A 16,412-nucleotide genomic window follows, 5' to 3' on the forward strand; every position below is an offset into this window, starting at 1 on the left:
TGAAGGATGACCGGGACCTCGGGGCTCAGGGAGGCCGCATGACCGGGGACGCGCACGGTTCGGACACGCCCGCCGGCCGGGGGACGGAAGGCGCGGACGAGCCGACCGGCGTCGGCACGGGCGGGCCGACCGGCCCGCACGGGTCGATCGAGGTGAGCGAGTCCGCGGTGCGGCGCCGTACCGCGGCCGCCGCCGACGCCCGGGACACGGTGCACGGCAGCGTCTTCGTGTCCATCGGCGCGCTGCTGCTCGGCATGCTGCTCGCCGCGCTGGACCAGACGATCGTCTCCACGGCCCTGCCGACCATCGTCAGCGACCTCGGCGGCCTGGATCATCTGTCCTGGGTGGTCACGGCGTACCTGCTCGCGTCGACGGCGGCCACCCCGCTGTGGGGCAAGCTCGGCGACCAGTACGGCCGCAAGAAGCTGTTCCAGGTGGCGATCGTGATCTTCCTGATCGGATCGGCGCTGTGCGGCATGTCGCAGAACATGGGCGAGCTGATCGCCTTCCGGGCGTTGCAGGGACTCGGCGGCGGTGGGCTGATGGTGCTGTCGATGGCGATCGTCGGCGACCTCGTCCCGCCGCGTGAACGGGGCAAGTACCAGGGGCTGTTCGGTGCGGTGTTCGGTGCGACGAGTGTGCTCGGGCCGCTGCTCGGCGGACTGTTCACTGAGCATCTCAGCTGGCGCTGGGTCTTCTACATCAACCTCCCCGTCGGCGTCGTCGCGCTCGCGGTGATCGCGGCGGTCCTGCACATCCCGAAGAAGTCGGCCCGGCACGTCATCGACTACCTCGGTACGTTCCTGATCGCCGCCGTCGCCACCTGCCTGGTCCTGGTGGCCTCGCTGGGCGGCACGACCTGGGACTGGGACTCGCCGCAGATCATCGGCCTCGTGCTCCTAGGCGTCGTCCTCGCCGTGGCCTTCGTCGTGGTGGAGCGGCGCGCGGCGGAACCCGTGCTGCCGCTCAAGCTGTTCCGTGTCCACACCTTCACGCTCTCGGCGATCATCAGCTTCATCGTCGGCTTCGCGATGTTCGGCGCGATGACCTATCTGCCGACGTTCCTCCAGGTCGTGCAGGGCGTGTCGCCCACGTTGTCCGGCGTGCACATGCTGCCGATGGTGTTCGGGCTGCTGCTGTCGTCCACGGTCTCCGGGCAGATCGTCAGCCGTACCGGCCGCTGGAAGGTGTTCCCGATCGCGGGCACCGGGATCACCGCCCTCGGCCTGCTCCTGCTGCACCAGCTGGACGAGAACAGCAGCACGGGTGAGATGAGCGCGTACTTCTTCGTCTTCGGCCTGGGCCTCGGCCTGGTCATGCAGGTCCTGGTCCTCATCGTGCAGAACGCGGTGTCGTACGAGGACCTGGGCGTCGCCACCTCCGGCGCGACCTTCTTCCGGTCCATCGGCGCCTCGTTCGGCGTCGCGATCTTCGGCACGGTCTTCGCGAGCCGCCTCGGCGACAATCTGACGAACGCGCTGGGCGGGCAGCAACTGCCCCCCGGCATCACCACGGACTCCCTGAAGGCCGACCCGAAGGGGATCGGTCAACTGCCCGCAGATCTGCAGCAGCCCGTCCTGCACGCGTACGCGACGTCGATCACGGACGTCTTCCTGTACGCCGCCCCGGTGGCCCTGCTCGGCTTCGTCCTGGCCTGGTTCCTGCGCGAGGACAAGCTGCGCGCCTCCGTCACGGCCCCCGATGTCACGGAGACGCTCGCCAGCAACCCGGTCGAGCGGTCGTCGTACGACGAGGTGTGCCGGGCGCTGTCCGTGCTCGGCACCCGGGAGGGGCGCCGGGAGATCTACGAGAGGATCACCGCGCGCGCGGGCTACGACCTGCTGCCGGCGGCGAGCTGGCTGCTGCTGCGGATCAAGAAGTACGGGTGGGCGGAGCCCGCTCTCCTCGCCGAGCACAGTGCCGTGCCCCTGAACGTCGTCCTGGCCGCCACGCGCCAGGTCGAGGAACGCCGGCTGGCCCGCCGCGAGGGCCTGGACCTGGTCCTGACCGACGCGGGCCACGAGGCCGCCGGGAGGCTGTCCCGGGCCCGCGAGGAGTCCCTCGCCGAACTTCTCGGCGACTGGTGGGGGCCGGACCGCCCGACCGATCTCGCCCAGCTGGTCGCGGAGCTGAACGAAGAGATGTGCGGCTCCGACGCGGAGCGGCCCCACGAGGGCACGCCGGCCGCCCGGCCGCAGGGAGAGATGGGCTGAGCGTCAGCCGGTCAGGTCCTTGCGGAACCAGTGCTCGGCGTAGACCTCGTCGTTGTGGGCCGGGGTCTCCTCGTAGCCGTGCCGGGTGTACAGCGCCCGCGCCTCGACGAGGTCGCCGCGGGTGTCGAGGACCAGCCGCCGGGCGCCCAGGCCGCGAGCGGCCTCCTCGGCCGCCGCCAGCAGGTGGGGCGCGCCGCCCTTGCCGCGCAGGTCCTCCCGGACGAAGACGCGGCTCAGCTCGCCCGTGGTGGCGTCGAGCATCCGCACTCCCGCCGTGCCGCCGGGCTCACCGTCGTACCGTGCGACGAGCAGCACACCCGTCGGCGGCGCGAACTCGCCGCCGGTCTGCGCGGCGACCTCCCGTTCCAGCTCGCCGGGATCCGTCGTACGCCCTTCGTGCAGCAGGTACCACCGGTCGCTGACCTCCGTGTAGTACGCCCGCCAGAGTGCGGCGGCGACGGGGGAGTCGAAGGGTTCGGGGTCCACGCTCCACGAAGCGGGCGGGCCGGAAGGCGATCGGGTCATGCCGGTCATTGTCGCGAGGCGCCGTCCACGGCGCGCAACCGGATGGGGTACCGGCCCGAACAGCCGGACAAGGGACGGGTGTTGTCGGTCCTCCCGGGTGGGCGACGGGCGGGTCGTCGGGGTGCGGCCGGTCCGGGGCCGCGGCGGTCGCGCCGTGAGGGGCCGTTTGAGGAACGACTTCCGGGCAACCCGGTCCAGGAACCGGCCCGTTGGGTCGAGAACCCCGGAAGGCACCCATGTCCACAGGCGTGATCATCGCTCTGATCGTGATCGTGGCGGCCGTTGCCGTTGTCGCGGCCGCCCTGCTGCTCCTCAACCGAAGGCCGCCCGGCGGGCGCACCCTGCGGCGGCGCTTCGGACCGGAGTACGACCGAACCGTCGCCCGGCACGACGGCGACACCAAGGCCGCCGAACGCGACCTCACCGAGCGCGTCGAGCTGCACGGTTCGCTGCGCGAGCGGCCGCTCGAACCCGCGGCCCGCGAACAGTACGCGGCCGGCTGGACGGCCGCCCAGGAACGCTTCGTCGACTCGCCGCGGGAAGCGGTGGCCGAGGCCGACCGGCTGCTCGGTGAGCTCGCTGGAGCGCGTGGGTTCCCCGACGAGAGCCGTTACGAGGAGCAGGTCGCCGCGCTGTCCGTGCACCACGGACACCACGTCCACGGCTACCGCCGCGTGCACAGTGCCGCGCTGGCCCGCACCGGCGGAGGCCAGAACGGCGGCACCGACACCGAGCAGATGCGCGAGGCAATGCTGGAGGCCCGCGCCCTCTTCGACGACCTGCTGACGCCGACCCGTCAGGAGACCTCCCCCGACCGTGCGCGCGACACGGACGACGTGAGCGAGCCCCGGCCCGCCCACCCGGAGCGCACCAGGCGGTTCGGCACGAGCAAGGACGCCCGGCGCCCCGAGCCCGTCGGGACGACGGAGAGCACCGAGCGCACCGAGACCACGGAGAACTCCACCCCCGACACTCGCTCCCGCCACCTGCCCTGGTCCTTCACCAGGCGTCAGGTGAAGGGGAGTTGAGGAAAGTGAGTGCCATGAAGCCAGACCAGGATCCCGAGCGGACGACGTCCCGAGACACGGCGGCCATGAAGGGCCGTGTGACCTCGGTACCCGCCGAGCGCTCCCCGGACGACCGGGCGACGGCCGGCGAGGGCACGGCGGACCGTGTGAACGAGAAGCACGGGGAGGCCGAGGAGGTGTCGCGCCGCGAGGCCTTGAAGGGCCATGCCGATCCCGCGTCCGCCGACCCCGCCCCGGGCGACCGGGCGGGGACCGGCGACCGTGTGGCGGCCCGGCCGACCGGAGCCGGTGCGCCGGACCGCGAGGCCGCGGGTGTCTCCTCCGGCGAGCGCGCGAAGCCGAGCGCCGAGCGTACGGGCCATGCGGGTGCCGGTGTCACGTCCCGCGAGGCCGGCAGCCCCGCGGTGCCTCCCACGCCCCGTGACACCGACGCGGTGCGCCGCGGCGGTGAGCGGCGGGACGCCGGGGGAGCGCTCCCCAAGGGCGGCTCGGCGGACACCGAGGGCCGCGCGGGTGCGCGGGCGGAAGACGGCTCCGGGCACGACGAGCGGCTGCTGCCGCTGGACGAGTACGACAAGTTCTCGCTGCGGATGCGGCACGCGGTCGGCGGGTTCGTCGACGGGCCGCAGGCATCCGTGGAGGAGGCCGACCATGTGCTGGAGGAGCTCGCGGGCCGGTTCACGGAAGCCGTGACCCGGCGGCGGCGCACCCTGCGTACGTCCTGGCAGTCCGGCGGCGAGGGCAAGGCGACGGACTCCGACACGGAGCAGCTCCGGCTCGCCCTGCGGGACTACCGGGAGATGACCGAGCGGCTCCTGAAGCTCTGAGAAGGCTCGGACACCTCTCCGCTCGCCCGTGAGGCCGCGCCCCGGACCATGTTCCGGGGCGCGGCCTCACGGCGTTCGCGCGGACCCTCGTGTCCCTGTGCCGCGCGGTTCACCGAGCCGCGGGGCTCCGCCGGACTCCGTCCGGCATTCCCGCGGTCCTCCGCGGCCTCACGCGGTTCCGCTGTCTCCCCGCTCCCCGGGGGGCCGGGCCTCGGGGGCCGGGTCCGCGCGCGCCGCGTGCCACTCCCGCACGATCTTCTCCACGTCGTAGGGCTTGAGCCCGAGGGGAGGTCCCGGCGGCGGCTTGAACATGACCTCGCGGATCTTGGCGTTGATGTCCTCCACGATCCGCCGCACGGCCCGCTCCGAGGGGGCCGCGGACGCCGCGACGAGGGCGTCCTCCGCCTCCTTGCGCAGGGCCAGGGTGGGCGGCAGGACCGACAGCCCCTCACGGGCCATCTTCCGCTTGATCCACCAGAGTTCGTCGTACGGCGTGTCGGTGACCTCCGGCAGCGGCTTGCCCGCGCCGGGAAGTTCCGCGAACTCGCCGCGGGCCTCCGCCTGGCGGATCTGCCGGTCGACCCAGGACTCGAAGCTGACACCGGGTGGCTTGCGCTCGGTCATGGGTCCATTGTGCCGGAGGTCGCACCAGGACGGGAAAGGTCGAATTATCATGCGGCGGCGGAGAAGCAACGACGTTTCGCGCCAGCACAATTGGACCAGCACCTCACGAAGGAGCGCGCGTGCTCGAACTCACCATGGCCACGGTGTCCGGGGCGGACGCCGGAGCGACGGCCGGGATGCAGATGGCCGACGCGCCGAGCGACCCCGGGGCCATGCTGCGGGTGGGCCGGGACCGGGCCGTGTGCCGTCTCGCGACCCCCGACGACTGGCTGTTCGTGTCCCGGGTCCACCTGGAGTTCCTGTGCGGCCCGGACGGCTCCTGGCAGGTGACCTGGCTCCGTGGCTCCCACCCGGAGCCGTCCTCCGAGGTCCGGCTGATCCTGGCGGGGCTGGCGCCCCAGCCGCTGCCGTACGGCGGGACGGCCAAGCTCCCGGCGGGCGGCTCCGGCGAACTCGTCATCCATGACCGCACCGGCCCCCGCACCGTGAACGTGGGCTTCTACCACGAGGCCTAGGGCGTGTCCGCAGCCGCCTCCGGCACGGAAGCCGGGTGCGGAGGTCCGGGACCGAGGGCCGGCCGAGGACCGAGGACCGGTGCGGGTGGGCGGCCGGGCGGGGCGAGGTGATCAGGCGAGTACGCGTGCCAGCGCGAACCCGTCGTACCCCTTGCTGCCCACCGTCTGCACCGCTGTGCCGTTCAACTTCGGGTGGGAGGCGATCAGTTCGAGTGCGGCCCGGGTGCCCCGCACGCTCGGGTCGGTGCTCGTCCCGTCGGTGACCGCTCCGTCGCGGACGACGTTGTCGAGGACGATGACGCTGCCGGGCCGGGTGAGCCGGACCGCCCACTCGATGTAGTGGGGGTTGTTCACCTTGTCCGCGTCGATGAAGACGAAGTCGAACGGCTCCGGGTTCTCGTCCGCCAGCTTCGGCAGCGACTCCAGGGCGGGACCCACCCGCACCTCGGTGATCGCGTCGAGGCCGGCGCGGGCGAGGTTGGCGCGCGCGACCTCGGCGTGCCGGGGGTCGTACTCGAGAGTGATCAGCTGCCCGTCGGCGGGCAGGGCGCGGCCCAGCCAGATCGTGCTGTAGCCGCCGAGCGTGCCGATCTCCAGGATGCGGTGGGCGCCCTGGATCTCGGCGAGCAGCTGGAGCAGCTTGCCCTGGTTCGGCGCGACGTTGATGGGGGGCAGTCCGGCCGCGTCGCTGTCCCGCAGCGCGGCGGCCAGGATCTCGTCGGCGGGGGCCAGGAGGGTGGTGAAGTGGTCGTCGACGTCGTTCCAGACCTGCGACTCGCTCATGCACCGGGCCTTTCGTATGCCTGGTTAGATGCGCTAAGGACTTCCGGGGATGAACTTAGTCCTCGACGCCGGTGCCTGCCAGTGGGATTCGGGCGCCCGGGGCCCGGTCTCAGCCGATCGGCGGCGGGACCCGCACCGGAGGGGGCGGCAGGACCGGACGGCGGCCGCGAGCCCGCACGAACGCCGCCACCGCCCCGGCCGTGAGCAGCAGCGCCCCGCCCACCGTCAGCAGCCACACCGGAGTCCCGCCCACCCTCAGCAGCCGGTCCTCGTAGATCACCCGCCGGTAGGCCGCGTCCGTCGCGGTGCGGCGCAGTTGATGGTCGCCGGAGATCAGCGACGGCCGGGGGAACTCCTGGTCGACGGCGGTGAGGAAGTCGGTGCCGCCGTCGGTGAACCGGGCCAGCGGGTCCGAGGCCGCCTCGACGCGGCCCGCGTACACGACCTCGGGCCGGTCGCCGCCGATCGCCGTGCGCGGCTCCATGCGGTGCGCGGCGAAGACGTACAGGCCGAGCGACTGAGGTGTCTGCGCCAGCCGGGAGAGCCGCATCGGGTAGATCAGCTCGTCGCTGGCGAAGGTGAGGTGCAGGGGGTCGAGGGTGCCGCCCAGCGGAGTGCCGGACTTCTCGGGGGCGAGCCGGATCGCCACGTACTCCCAGCCCAGGTCGACGTACGGGCGCAGTGCCCGGTCGAGCCGGGACGGCAGCCGGAATCCGTTGTCCGCGAGCCAGTCGCCGAGGGCGCCGGAGTCGGTTGCGGTGAGGCGGGCGACGTCGAAGGGGCCCAGGCGCTCGCGGCCGACCACGTCCACCGAGGGCGCCGTCGCGCCGGCCCGGGGGGCCGCCGCGGTGTCGGTGTCGTGGGTGAAGGGCCAGTCGCCGTCGTGCGGCCAGAAGCGGTGACGGGTCCGGTGCTCGGGCGCGGTCGCCTCGGCGAGCTGGTCGAACAGGGCGCTGCTGCCGAGTTCCACGGTCGCCCGGTGCGGGACCGGCATGATCCACGCGGCCTCGCGGGCGTCGCCGGTGACGGTCAGGGACATCACGATCTGTTCCTCGCGGCCGTCCCAGCGCACGGCGGACATCTCGCGGCCGACACCGACGTGCCGCTGCGCCTCCGGAACCATCGCGCCGCACCCGCAGGCGTAGGCGGGTGCCACCAGGGACCCCAGCTGGAGAATCAGCAGCGCCAGCAGGACGGCCGGCAGCCGTCCTCGTATCCGCCCCCGTATCCGCCCTCGTTCGCCATTCGGCAGCTGTGCGCGCATCCCCCGTAGCCCTTCCGTCGTGCCGTCGGACAGGGACTCAGACGACACGACGGAGGCCGCGGTTCCAGGCGGGGCGGGGGGAGGGGGCGCCGCGGGAGGTGCGGCGTCAGTGCCGGGCGGGCTCCACCGCGGGAGCGGAACCCGGCAGTGGGCGGCCCGCCGACTCGGCCATGAACCAGACGGCGACGCCGCCGATCACGGCCGCGGCCATCATGTAGTAGGCGGGCATCATCATGTTCCCGGTCGCTCCGATGAGGGCCGTGACCACCAGCGGGGTCGTGCCGCCGAAGAGCGAGACCGAGATGTTGAAGCCGATGGAGAGCGAGCCGTAGCGGACCCGGGTCGGGAAGAGGGCCGGCAGCGCGGCGGGCATCGCGGCGGTGAAGCAGACCAGCAGCAGGCCGAGGGCGCCCATGCCGAGCGCGATCGCGAACAGGCTGCCCTGGCGGATCAGCAACAGCGCAGGGACGGAGAGAGCGAGGAAGCCCACGCAGCCGGCGGCGATCACCGGGCGGCGGCCGATCCGGTCGGTCAGAGCGCCCGCGAAGGGCTGCACGATCATCATCAGCGCCATCACACCGAGGACCACGAGCAGACCGTGCGTCTCGTCGTACTTGAGCTCGCTGGTCAGATAGCTCGGCATGTAGGACAGCAGCATGTAGTCGGTGACGTTGAAGACCAGGACCAGGCCCACGCACAGCAGCAGTGCGCGCCACTGGCCGGTGATCATCTCGCCCAGCGGCACCTTCGGGCGGTCGGCCTCGGACTTCTCGAGCTCCGCGGCGAACGCCGGGGTCTCCTCGAGACGCATCCGCAGATAGAGGCCGATGATGCCCATCGGGCCCGCGATCAGGAACGGCACGCGCCAGCCCCAGGACAGCAGGTCCTCGGTGGACAGCAGGGCGGTCATGAGGGTCACCAGACCCGCGCCGCCGATGTAGCCGGCGAGCGTGCCGAACTCCAGCCAGCTGCCGAAGAAGCCGCGCTTCTTGTCGGGCGCGTACTCGGCGATGAAGGTCGAGGCGCCCGCGTACTCGCCGCCGGTGGAGAAGCCCTGCACCAGACGCGCCGCGAGCAGCAGGATCGGGGCGCCGACGCCGATGGTGGCGTACGACGGGATCAGGCCGATCGCGAAGGTGCCCGCCGCCATCATGATCATGGTGAGCGCGAGAACCTTCTGGCGGCCGATCCGGTCGCCGAGCGGGCCGAAGACCATGCCGCCGAGCGGGCGGACGAGGAAGGCCGCGGCGAAGGCGCCGAAGGTCGAGAGCAACTGGGCGGTCGGGTTGCCGGAGGGGAAGAAGACCTTGCCCAGGGTCACCGCGATGTAGCTGTAGACACCGAAGTCGAACCATTCCATCGCGTTGCCGAGCGCTGCCGCCTTCACGGCGCGCTTGACCAGCGCGGGGTCGGTGACGGTGACCTCGGGGGAGGCCGGGCGTGCGGGGGTCGGGACGCGTGCCGCGGGGGCTGTCGGGGTCGCGGTCGGCAAGGGCCTTCCTTTCGCCGGGGACAGGGACGGGTCCGCCCGGGGGCGGACCGGAGGCCCACCCGGAGGCGGACCGAAAAGCGACTTTAGGCCCGATCGTCCGCATGACGTGCGGTGTGCGACCCACCGCGCAGCGCTCACAAAGGCGGCGTACGCAGGCGCGACGCGGTGGCCGGGAGTGCCCCTTCCGGGAACCGCCTGTGAGCTATGTCGCCAGGTCGGAGGGGAACCGGAGCCTCGCCCGCCGTGGTCGTCCGGACGAAAAGGGTCATACATCGGGTGAAGTGGAGGTTTCCTGCCTTTCTCGACGCGAGCGGTTCAAGCCCCATAGGGTCCTGATATGGCGTGACGTAGGGGACACACGGGACACGCCGGAATCAATGGGTCGGGAGGGCCGACGGGGCGTGGCGAACGTGGAGCACGGCGGACGAGCGGGTGATGCCTTCACGGGGGCGGCGGAGACCGCGAGAACACGGGTGCGCGCGCTCCGTGTCGGGCTGTGGATGATCGCCGCGATACTCGCCGTACGACAGGTCGCCGCCGTCCTCAGCACGCCCACGCCGGAGCGGCTGACGGATCTGGAGACCTGGGTCGGACCCCACGGCGTGCTCCACGTGAAGGGCTCGCTCTACGACTCGACGCGGTTCACCGGCACCCCGTTCGGCGGACTCGTCCTCAAACCCCTCACCCGGTCGGCCGAACAGGCCCTCGGCTATGGCTGGACCTTCGGCACCCTGCTGCTGGTCGTGGCGCTCGGCCTGGTGGCCGCGCGCGCCCTGCCGCCCCCCGTGAGCCGCCGTACGTCGCTGCTCGCCGCCCCCGTCGCGACAAGCCTGCTCATGCTGTCGCTCCCGGTGCGCAACGCCCTCTACCTCGGCCAGACGAGCATCATCCCGGTGCTGCTCGTCCTGCTCGGCTGCTTCGCCGTCCGCGGGGAGCGCGTCTGCGGGGTCCTCATCGGCCTCGCGGCGGCCCTCCAGCCGACCGTGCTGCTCTTCGCGCCGCTGCTCTGGTTCACCGGTCGCCGCCGTGCCGCCGTCTCCACCGGGATCACCTTCGCCGCCCTCACCGCGCTCGCCTGGGCCGCGATGCCCCTCGACTCGAACACCTATTGGGTGCACCACCTGGGGGGCGTCGGCCTCGGCAAGGACGCCGACGACCCGGCCAACCAGTCCCTGCACGGCGCGCTGCTGCGGTTCGGCCTCACCGGGCCGCTGGAGATCGGCCTCTTCCTGGCGCTCGGCGTGGCCGTCGCCGTCCTCGGACTCCGTCGCGCGGTGCGCTACGCGCGCGACGGGCAGCTGCTGCTCGCCGTGGCGATCACCGGCTGCGTCGCCGTCGCCGTCTCGCCCACCACCTGGCAGCACCAGCTGCTGTGGGTGCTGCTCGCGCTCGTCGGCCGGGTCGGCAGGAAGACCTCGGACCGCTCCATGTGGCCCGTCGCCGTCATCCTGGTCATGACCCTGCCCGCCAGGATGGTGCTGCCGGACACGCCGGTGCTCTTCCCGCTGCGCGGCAACGTGGTGCTGTTCGCCGCGCTGGCCGCCGCCACCGTCGTACCGTTCCTGTCGCGCACCTCCGAGTTCTACCGGGCGCCGATCCCCACCGACTACGCGGAGTCCGTCCCCGCCCGGTGGAAGCGGGTGCCGCTGCTCCCGTTCCTCGGCCGGGTCCTCACCCGCCCGAACCTGCTGCTCGAACTGCTCCTGATCCGTGTCGGCTACGCCGCCTACCAGCAGGTCAGGCTCGCCGCGACGGGCGGCACCAGCTCCGGCGGCCGGCCCGCCGCCGAACACCACGGCGACCAGATCCTCGCCATCGAGCGCTTCCTGGGCCTCGACGTCGAGCACTGGGTCAACCACGCGGTGGTGAAGGTCCCCTTCCTGCGGGACTTCTTCGACTTCTACTACCAGTCGTTCCACTTCGGCGTCCCGCTCACCGTCCTCGCCGTGCTCTACGTCCGCCGCCCCGCGGACTACCGCTGGGCCCGCTCCGGCCTCGGCTTCGCCACCCTGCTCGCCCTCGTCGGCTTCTGGCTCTACCCGCTCGCCCCGCCGCGCCTGATGCCGGGCCTCGGTGTGATCGACACCGTGCACGGCGTGCAGGACTTCTCCAAGCCGGACTACGGCACCCTGACCGAGCTGACCAACCAGTACGCGGCGATGCCCTCGCTGCACTTCGGCTGGTCCCTGTGGTGCGGGCTCGTCATCGCGATCCTGGCGCCCAGGTGGTGGATGAAGGCACTGGGCCTGCTGCACCCGTTCTTCACGGTCTCCGCGATCGTGGCGACCGGCAACCACTGGATCCTGGACGCCGTCGGCGGCGCGGCCGTGGTCGCCGTCGGATTCGGGCTGACCCACCTCTGCCAGGGCCCGCGGCCCCGGGCACCGATGAGACCGGTCGAGGTCGGCACGAGGAAGCCGGTCCCGGTGACGAGCCGTAACCCGAGCTGATCCGGTACGCACCCGGCCGGCTCACCGTCACCCGGGTGGACACTCCGTCCCGGGCCGGACGACCGCCCTCGGCACGCGATCACGGCGAGTACGACAGCGGCGGGGTGCTGGGCGTGCGGGTGTCGGGGGAGGCAGGGGCCGGGCGCGGGGGGATGCCCCTGCCTCCCGCGGGACGGGCCGACGGTGCCGGGAGGCCGTCGGCCCGAGCGTGCGGCGCCCGCTAGACGTGACTCACCTGGAGTTCCTTGACGCCGTTCAGCCAGGCGGAGCGGAGCCGGCGCGGGTCGCCGGTGAGCCGCAGGTTCGGCATCGCGTCGGCGATCGCGTTGAAGATCAGGTCGATCTCCAGGGTGGCCAGGGACTTGCCGAGGCAGAAGTGCGGACCTCCGCCGCCGAAGCCGAGGTGCGGGTTGGGGTCACGGGTGATGTCGAAGACCTCGGGGCTCTCGAACACCTCGGGGTCATTGTTGGCGGAGGAGTAGAAGATGCCGACGCGGTCGCCCTTCCTGATCCGCTGTCCGCCCAGTTCGGTGTCCTGGGTCGCGGTGCGCTGGAAGGCGACGACGGGGGTCGCCCAGCGGACGATCTCCTCGGCGGTGGTCTTCGGCCGCTCCCTCTTGTAGAGGTCCCACTGGTCGGGGTGGGTGAGCAGGGCGTGCATCCCGTGCGTGATGGCGTTGCGGGTCGTCTCGTTGCCGGCGACGGCCAGCAGCAGGACGAAGAAGCCGAATTCGTCGGAGGCGAGGTTCCCCTCGTCCTCCGCCGCCACCAGCGTGCTGACGATGTCCTTGGCGGGGCACTGCTTGCGGTCGGCGGCCATGTTCATCGCGTACGAGATGAGTTCGGTGGCCGACTCGGCGCCGATCTCCTCGGTGATCGCGTACTCCGGATCGTCGTACGCCACCATCTTGTTGGACCAGTCGAAGATCTTGACGCGGTCCTCCTGAGGGACGCCGATGAGCTCCGCTATGGCCTGCAGCGGCAGTTCGCAGGCGACCTGGGTGACGAAGTCGAAGCCGCCGTCCGGGCCGGCCTGCGCGAGCGCGTTCGCGACGATCGAGCCGGCCCGGGCGCGCAGGGCGTCCTCCAGGGACCGGATGGCGCGCGGGGTGAAGCCGCGCTGCACGATCTGGCGGACCCTGGTGTGCTCGGGCGGGTCCATGTTGAGCATGATGAGCCGCTGGACCTCGATCTGTTCGCGCTGGATGCGCTCGTTGAAGCGGATGACGGCGGTGTTGAGGAACGAGGAGAAGAGCTCGGGGTGCGTGGAGACGTACTTGACGTCCGCGTGCCGGGTGACGGCCCAGTAGCCGTCGTCCTCGAAGCCGGCGACACCGGGCTGTTGTGGGATCCAGTGAACCGGTTCGCCCCGCCGCAGCTCGGCGAACTCCGGGAGGGGGACGCGGTGGTGCAGTACGTCGGGGTCGGTGAAATCGAACCCGTCGGGCAGCGCTGGACAGGGCATCGGCAACTCCAGGTCTCGCGCCTACGGTGGTGACGGCCCGTTCCCGCGGGCGGTTCTGACGATCCATCAGGAACGTGGAATCGCCGTGAAGGTAGTAACGGGTTCTACAAGTGGCAAGAGGCGCGGGCCTCCCAATTGCGTGCGGGATTGGTGCAGATCACGACTTCGGGAGCTGCAGGACCCTTGCGGCGCGGGGGGTTCGCTCAGCAAACTGCACGCAGAACTGGTACGCGTTCTAGTTCTGCGCGGTGGGTGGGCCGGGACGCCCCGCGCTGCGCGGTTCAGCAGGGCCTGGCCGCCGGGCAGGCCTGAGGAGAGGACGAGCCCCCATGGCCGCGGAACCCGTGATCGTCGAAGCCGTACGGACCCCCATCGGCAAGCGCGGAGGCGCGCTCGCCAATCTGCATCCCGCCTATCTCCTGGGCGAGACCTACCGCGAACTCCTCGGCCGCACCGGCATCCCCGCCGACTGCGTCGAGCAGATCGTCGGCGGCACGGTGACCCACGCCGGCGAGCAGTCGATGAACCCCGCGCGCACGGCCTGGCTGACGATGGGACTGCCCTACGAGACGGCGGCGACGACGGTCGACTGCCAGTGCGGCTCCTCGCAGCAGGCCTCGCACATGGTCGCCAACATGGTCGCGGCGGGTGTCATCGACGTCGGGATCAGCTGCGGTGTCGAGGCGATGTCGCGGGTGCCGCTGGGCTCGGGGTCCAAGCACGGACCGGGCAAACCGTTCCCCGACGAGTGGAACGTGGACCTGCCGAACCAGTTCGAGGCCGCCGAGCGCATCGCCCGCCACCGCGGTCTGACCCGTGAGAACGTCGACTCCCTCGGGCTCATCTCGCAGGAGCGGGCCGCCATCGCCTGGTCCGAGGAGCGGTTCAAGCGCGAGACGTTCGCCGTGCAGGTGCCTACCACCGAGGACGAGCAACGGACCGGGCAGGGCATGTGGCGGCTGGTCGACCGGGACGAGGGGCTGCGCGACACGTCCATGGAGGCGCTGGCGAAGCTGAAGCCCGTGATGCCGACGGCCGTTCACACGGCCGGCAACTCCTCCCAGATATCCGACGGCGCGGCCGCCATCCTGTGGGCGTCCAAGCGGATGGCACGGGCGCTGAAGCTGCGCCCGCGGGCGCGGATCGTGGCCCAGGCGCTGGTGGGTTCGGACCCGCACTTCCACCTGGACGGCCCGATCGACGCCACCCGTGCCGTGCTCGGCAAGGCCGGGATGTCGCTGAGGGACATCGACCTCGTCGAGATCAACGAGGCCTTCGCTTCCGTGGTGCTGAGCTGGGCGCAGGTCTTCGAACAGGACCTGGAGAAGGTGAACGTGAATGGGGGCGGCATCGCGCTGGGTCACCCGGTCGGCGCCACGGGAGCCCGGCTCATCACCACGGCCCTGCACGAACTGGAGCGCAGGGACAAGGAGTTCGCGCTGATCACGATGTGCGCGGGTGGGGGGCTGGCCACGGGGACGATCATTCAGCGGTTGTAGGTGGCGTTCCGAGGCCGCGAAGGGGCGCTGCCGGGGTGTGTCCGGCGCTTCCGGCAGGCAGGGGCCCTCACTCGTGGCCGGAGACCGTCACCGCCAGGACCGCCGCGACCAGCGCCGCGATCAGCAGGGGGATGCCCAGGCCGTGGTGCAGGACCAGCCAGGCGCCGAGCAGGGCGCCTGCCAGCATCGCGAACACGGAGGCGGTGCGGCGCGGGGAGCGGTGGCCCGCGCCGCCGCCGAGGCGGGAGTCGGCGGCCAGGCCCGTCAGGGTCATCGTCAGGACGGTGGTCGTCAGGTCGGCGACGCCGAGCCTGCGGACCGTCGCGTTGCGCAGGCCCATCGCGAAGGCCGTGACCGCGATCAGGGTGTACGCCGTGGCGGTGGCGTCCGGGGCGGCGAAGGCGGCTGCCGCGCAGGCGGCCATCAGGACCGCCTCGGCGGCGAACGTGCCGCGGGCCCACGAGCGGCGCGAGCCCTTGCCGAACCGCACCGCGATCCGCCCGCCGGCCACCGCGCCCGCCAGGAAGCAGCACAGTGAGGTCACGGTGTGCGACACGGAGAAGCCGGGTGCCCCGGCCGCCGCGAAGCCGAGCACCACGACGTTGCCGGTCATGTTCGCCGTGAAGACGTGTCCGAGGCCGAGGTAGCTCACCGCGTCGATGAGTCCGCTGACGACGGTCAGCGACAGCAGCGCCGAGGTCAGTCGCAGGCCTCGTGACTCCGGGTCGTGCGGCGTGGCCGTCTGCGTGGTCATGGAGCTCAGTCCACCACGGGGGCGCTCGGGTGGGGGTGCGCCCGGATGCGGGTGCGGCGTGAGTTCGGGCGGCGATGGCGGCGGCGCGGGCCCGGCGGGCGGCGGAGAACGCCCACGGGGCGGCGTACGCCCGACACGGTGTCGGAGTACGCCGCCCTCGGGCGGGACGAGCCGCGGGAGACAGCCCGCGCGGTCACTTCGGGTCGCGGTCGAACACCGCCTTCGACCAGCGGTAGCCGAGTGCCGCCAGGCCCAGGCACCAGGCGATGGTGATCCAGCCGTTGTTGCCGATCTCGGTGCCGAGGAGGAGTCCGCGCAGGGTCTCGATGGCGGGGGTGAAGGGCTGGTACTCGGCGATCGGCTGGAACCAGCCCGGCATCGCGTCGACCGGGACGAAGGCGCTGGAGATGAGCGGCAGGAAGACCAGCGGCAGCGCGTTGTTGCTGGCCGCCTCGGCGTTCGGGCTGACCATGCCCATCCCGACCGCGATCCAGGTGAACGCCAGGGCGAACAGGGTGAGCAGCCCGAACGCCGCGAACCACTCCAGGACAGTGGCGTCCGTGGACCTGAACCCGATGGCGACGCCGACCGCGGCGACGAGGACCACGCTCATGATCGACTGCAGCACGCTGCCGACGACGTGTCCGATGAGCACCGACCCGCGGTGGATGGCCATCGTGCGGAAGCGGGCGATGATGCCCTCGGTCATGTCGTTCGAGACGGACACCGCGGTGCCGACCAGGGTGCCGCCGATGGTCATCAGCAGGATGCCCGGGACGAGATACGCGATGTACTCGGAGCGATCGGCGCCGCCACCACCGATGCCCGCGCTCATCACGTCACCGAAGACGTAGACGAACAGCAGCAGCAGGACGATCGGCGTCAGCAGGAGGTTGAGGGTGAGGGAGGGGTAGCGGCGGGCGTGCAGGAGGTTGCGGCGGAGCATCGTGGTCGAGTCGCGTACGGCGAGGGG

General features: G+C 71.8%; 14 protein-coding genes. 6 read left to right on the plus strand and 8 right to left on the minus strand.

Translation table 11 applies throughout. The features are described 5' to 3' along the window. Positions 1-38: 38 nt before the first annotated feature. On the plus strand, positions 39-2,213 hold the full coding sequence (locus ACWD68_RS30370) for a DHA2 family efflux MFS transporter permease subunit (RefSeq protein ID WP_451809655.1): 2,175 nt from the start codon (positions 39-41) through the stop codon (positions 2,211-2,213). A 3-nt stretch (positions 2,214-2,216) separates the two neighbouring features. Here ACWD68_RS30370 and ACWD68_RS30375 read toward each other — a convergent pair whose 3' ends face one another. Continuing rightward, a complete protein-coding gene (locus ACWD68_RS30375; RefSeq protein WP_451809656.1) occupies positions 2,217-2,747 on the minus strand; it encodes a GNAT family N-acetyltransferase in 531 nt (176 codons plus the stop codon). Positions 2,748-2,974: 227 nt separating this feature from the next. Here ACWD68_RS30375 and ACWD68_RS30380 point away from each other — a divergent pair, with 227 nt between their 5' ends. Together ACWD68_RS30380 and ACWD68_RS30385 are read left to right on the plus strand one after the other, a co-directional pair. Beyond that, a complete protein-coding gene (locus tag ACWD68_RS30380; protein ID WP_451809657.1) occupies positions 2,975-3,766 on the plus strand; it encodes a hypothetical protein in 792 nt (263 codons plus the stop codon). Positions 3,767-3,780: 14 nt separating this feature from the next. Beyond that, entirely contained in the window at positions 3,781-4,593 is an 813-nt protein-coding gene (locus ACWD68_RS30385) for a hypothetical protein (protein WP_451809658.1), read from the plus strand. Between the two features lie 168 nt (positions 4,594-4,761). On the opposite strand, the gene ACWD68_RS30390 is transcribed toward ACWD68_RS30385, so the two are convergent. Further along, complete coding sequence (locus ACWD68_RS30390) at positions 4,762-5,217, minus strand: DnaJ family domain-containing protein (RefSeq protein ID WP_451809659.1); 456 nt, start codon at positions 5,215-5,217, stop codon at positions 4,762-4,764. 119 nt (positions 5,218-5,336) lie between these two features. Between ACWD68_RS30390 and ACWD68_RS30395 the strand changes: the two genes are divergently transcribed. Further along, positions 5,337-5,732 (plus strand): hypothetical protein, encoded by a 396-nt coding sequence (locus tag ACWD68_RS30395; protein ID WP_451809660.1) that lies wholly within the window; start codon positions 5,337-5,339, stop codon positions 5,730-5,732. A gap of 111 nt (positions 5,733-5,843) precedes the next feature. On the opposite strand, the gene ACWD68_RS30400 is transcribed toward ACWD68_RS30395, so the two are convergent. The 3 genes from ACWD68_RS30400 to proP all read right to left on the minus strand — a co-directional run bounded on the left by ACWD68_RS30400 (position 5,844) and on the right by proP (position 9,271). Beyond that, positions 5,844-6,515 (minus strand): O-methyltransferase, encoded by a 672-nt coding sequence (locus ACWD68_RS30400; protein ID WP_451809661.1) that lies wholly within the window; start codon positions 6,513-6,515, stop codon positions 5,844-5,846. A 109-nt stretch (positions 6,516-6,624) separates the two neighbouring features. Then, a complete protein-coding gene (locus ACWD68_RS30405; protein WP_451809662.1) occupies positions 6,625-7,779 on the minus strand; it encodes a DUF2330 domain-containing protein in 1,155 nt (384 codons plus the stop codon). Positions 7,780-7,885: 106 nt separating this feature from the next. After that, complete coding sequence (gene proP, locus ACWD68_RS30410; RefSeq protein ID WP_451809663.1) at positions 7,886-9,271, minus strand: glycine betaine/L-proline transporter ProP; 1,386 nt, start codon at positions 9,269-9,271, stop codon at positions 7,886-7,888. A gap of 401 nt (positions 9,272-9,672) precedes the next feature. Here proP and ACWD68_RS30415 point away from each other — a divergent pair, with 401 nt between their 5' ends. Continuing rightward, positions 9,673-11,721, plus strand: coding sequence for a bifunctional glycosyltransferase 87/phosphatase PAP2 family protein (locus tag ACWD68_RS30415; protein WP_451809664.1), 2,049 nt, complete (start codon positions 9,673-9,675; stop codon positions 11,719-11,721). 220 nt (positions 11,722-11,941) lie between these two features. Here the strand turns inward: ACWD68_RS30415 and ACWD68_RS30420 are convergent, their stop codons facing one another. After that, a complete protein-coding gene (locus tag ACWD68_RS30420) occupies positions 11,942-13,186 on the minus strand; it encodes a cytochrome P450 (RefSeq protein ID WP_451809665.1) in 1,245 nt (414 codons plus the stop codon). A 329-nt stretch (positions 13,187-13,515) separates the two neighbouring features. On the opposite strand from ACWD68_RS30420, the gene ACWD68_RS30425 reads away from it, so the two are divergent. After that, positions 13,516-14,685: a steroid 3-ketoacyl-CoA thiolase gene (locus ACWD68_RS30425; RefSeq protein WP_451809666.1), complete on the plus strand. Its 1,170-nt coding sequence runs from the start codon at positions 13,516-13,518 to the stop codon at positions 14,683-14,685. A gap of 67 nt (positions 14,686-14,752) precedes the next feature. Here ACWD68_RS30425 and ACWD68_RS30430 read toward each other — a convergent pair whose 3' ends face one another. Together ACWD68_RS30430 and ACWD68_RS30435 are read right to left on the minus strand one after the other, a co-directional pair. Continuing rightward, a complete protein-coding gene (locus ACWD68_RS30430) occupies positions 14,753-15,439 on the minus strand; it encodes a YoaK family protein (RefSeq protein ID WP_451809667.1) in 687 nt (228 codons plus the stop codon). Between the two features lie 193 nt (positions 15,440-15,632). After that, positions 15,633-16,412 (minus strand): ABC transporter permease (locus ACWD68_RS30435; RefSeq protein ID WP_451809668.1); only part of this gene is annotated, 780 nt, incomplete at its 5' end.

Source organism: Streptomyces sp. NPDC005141 (genome assembly GCF_053599975.1).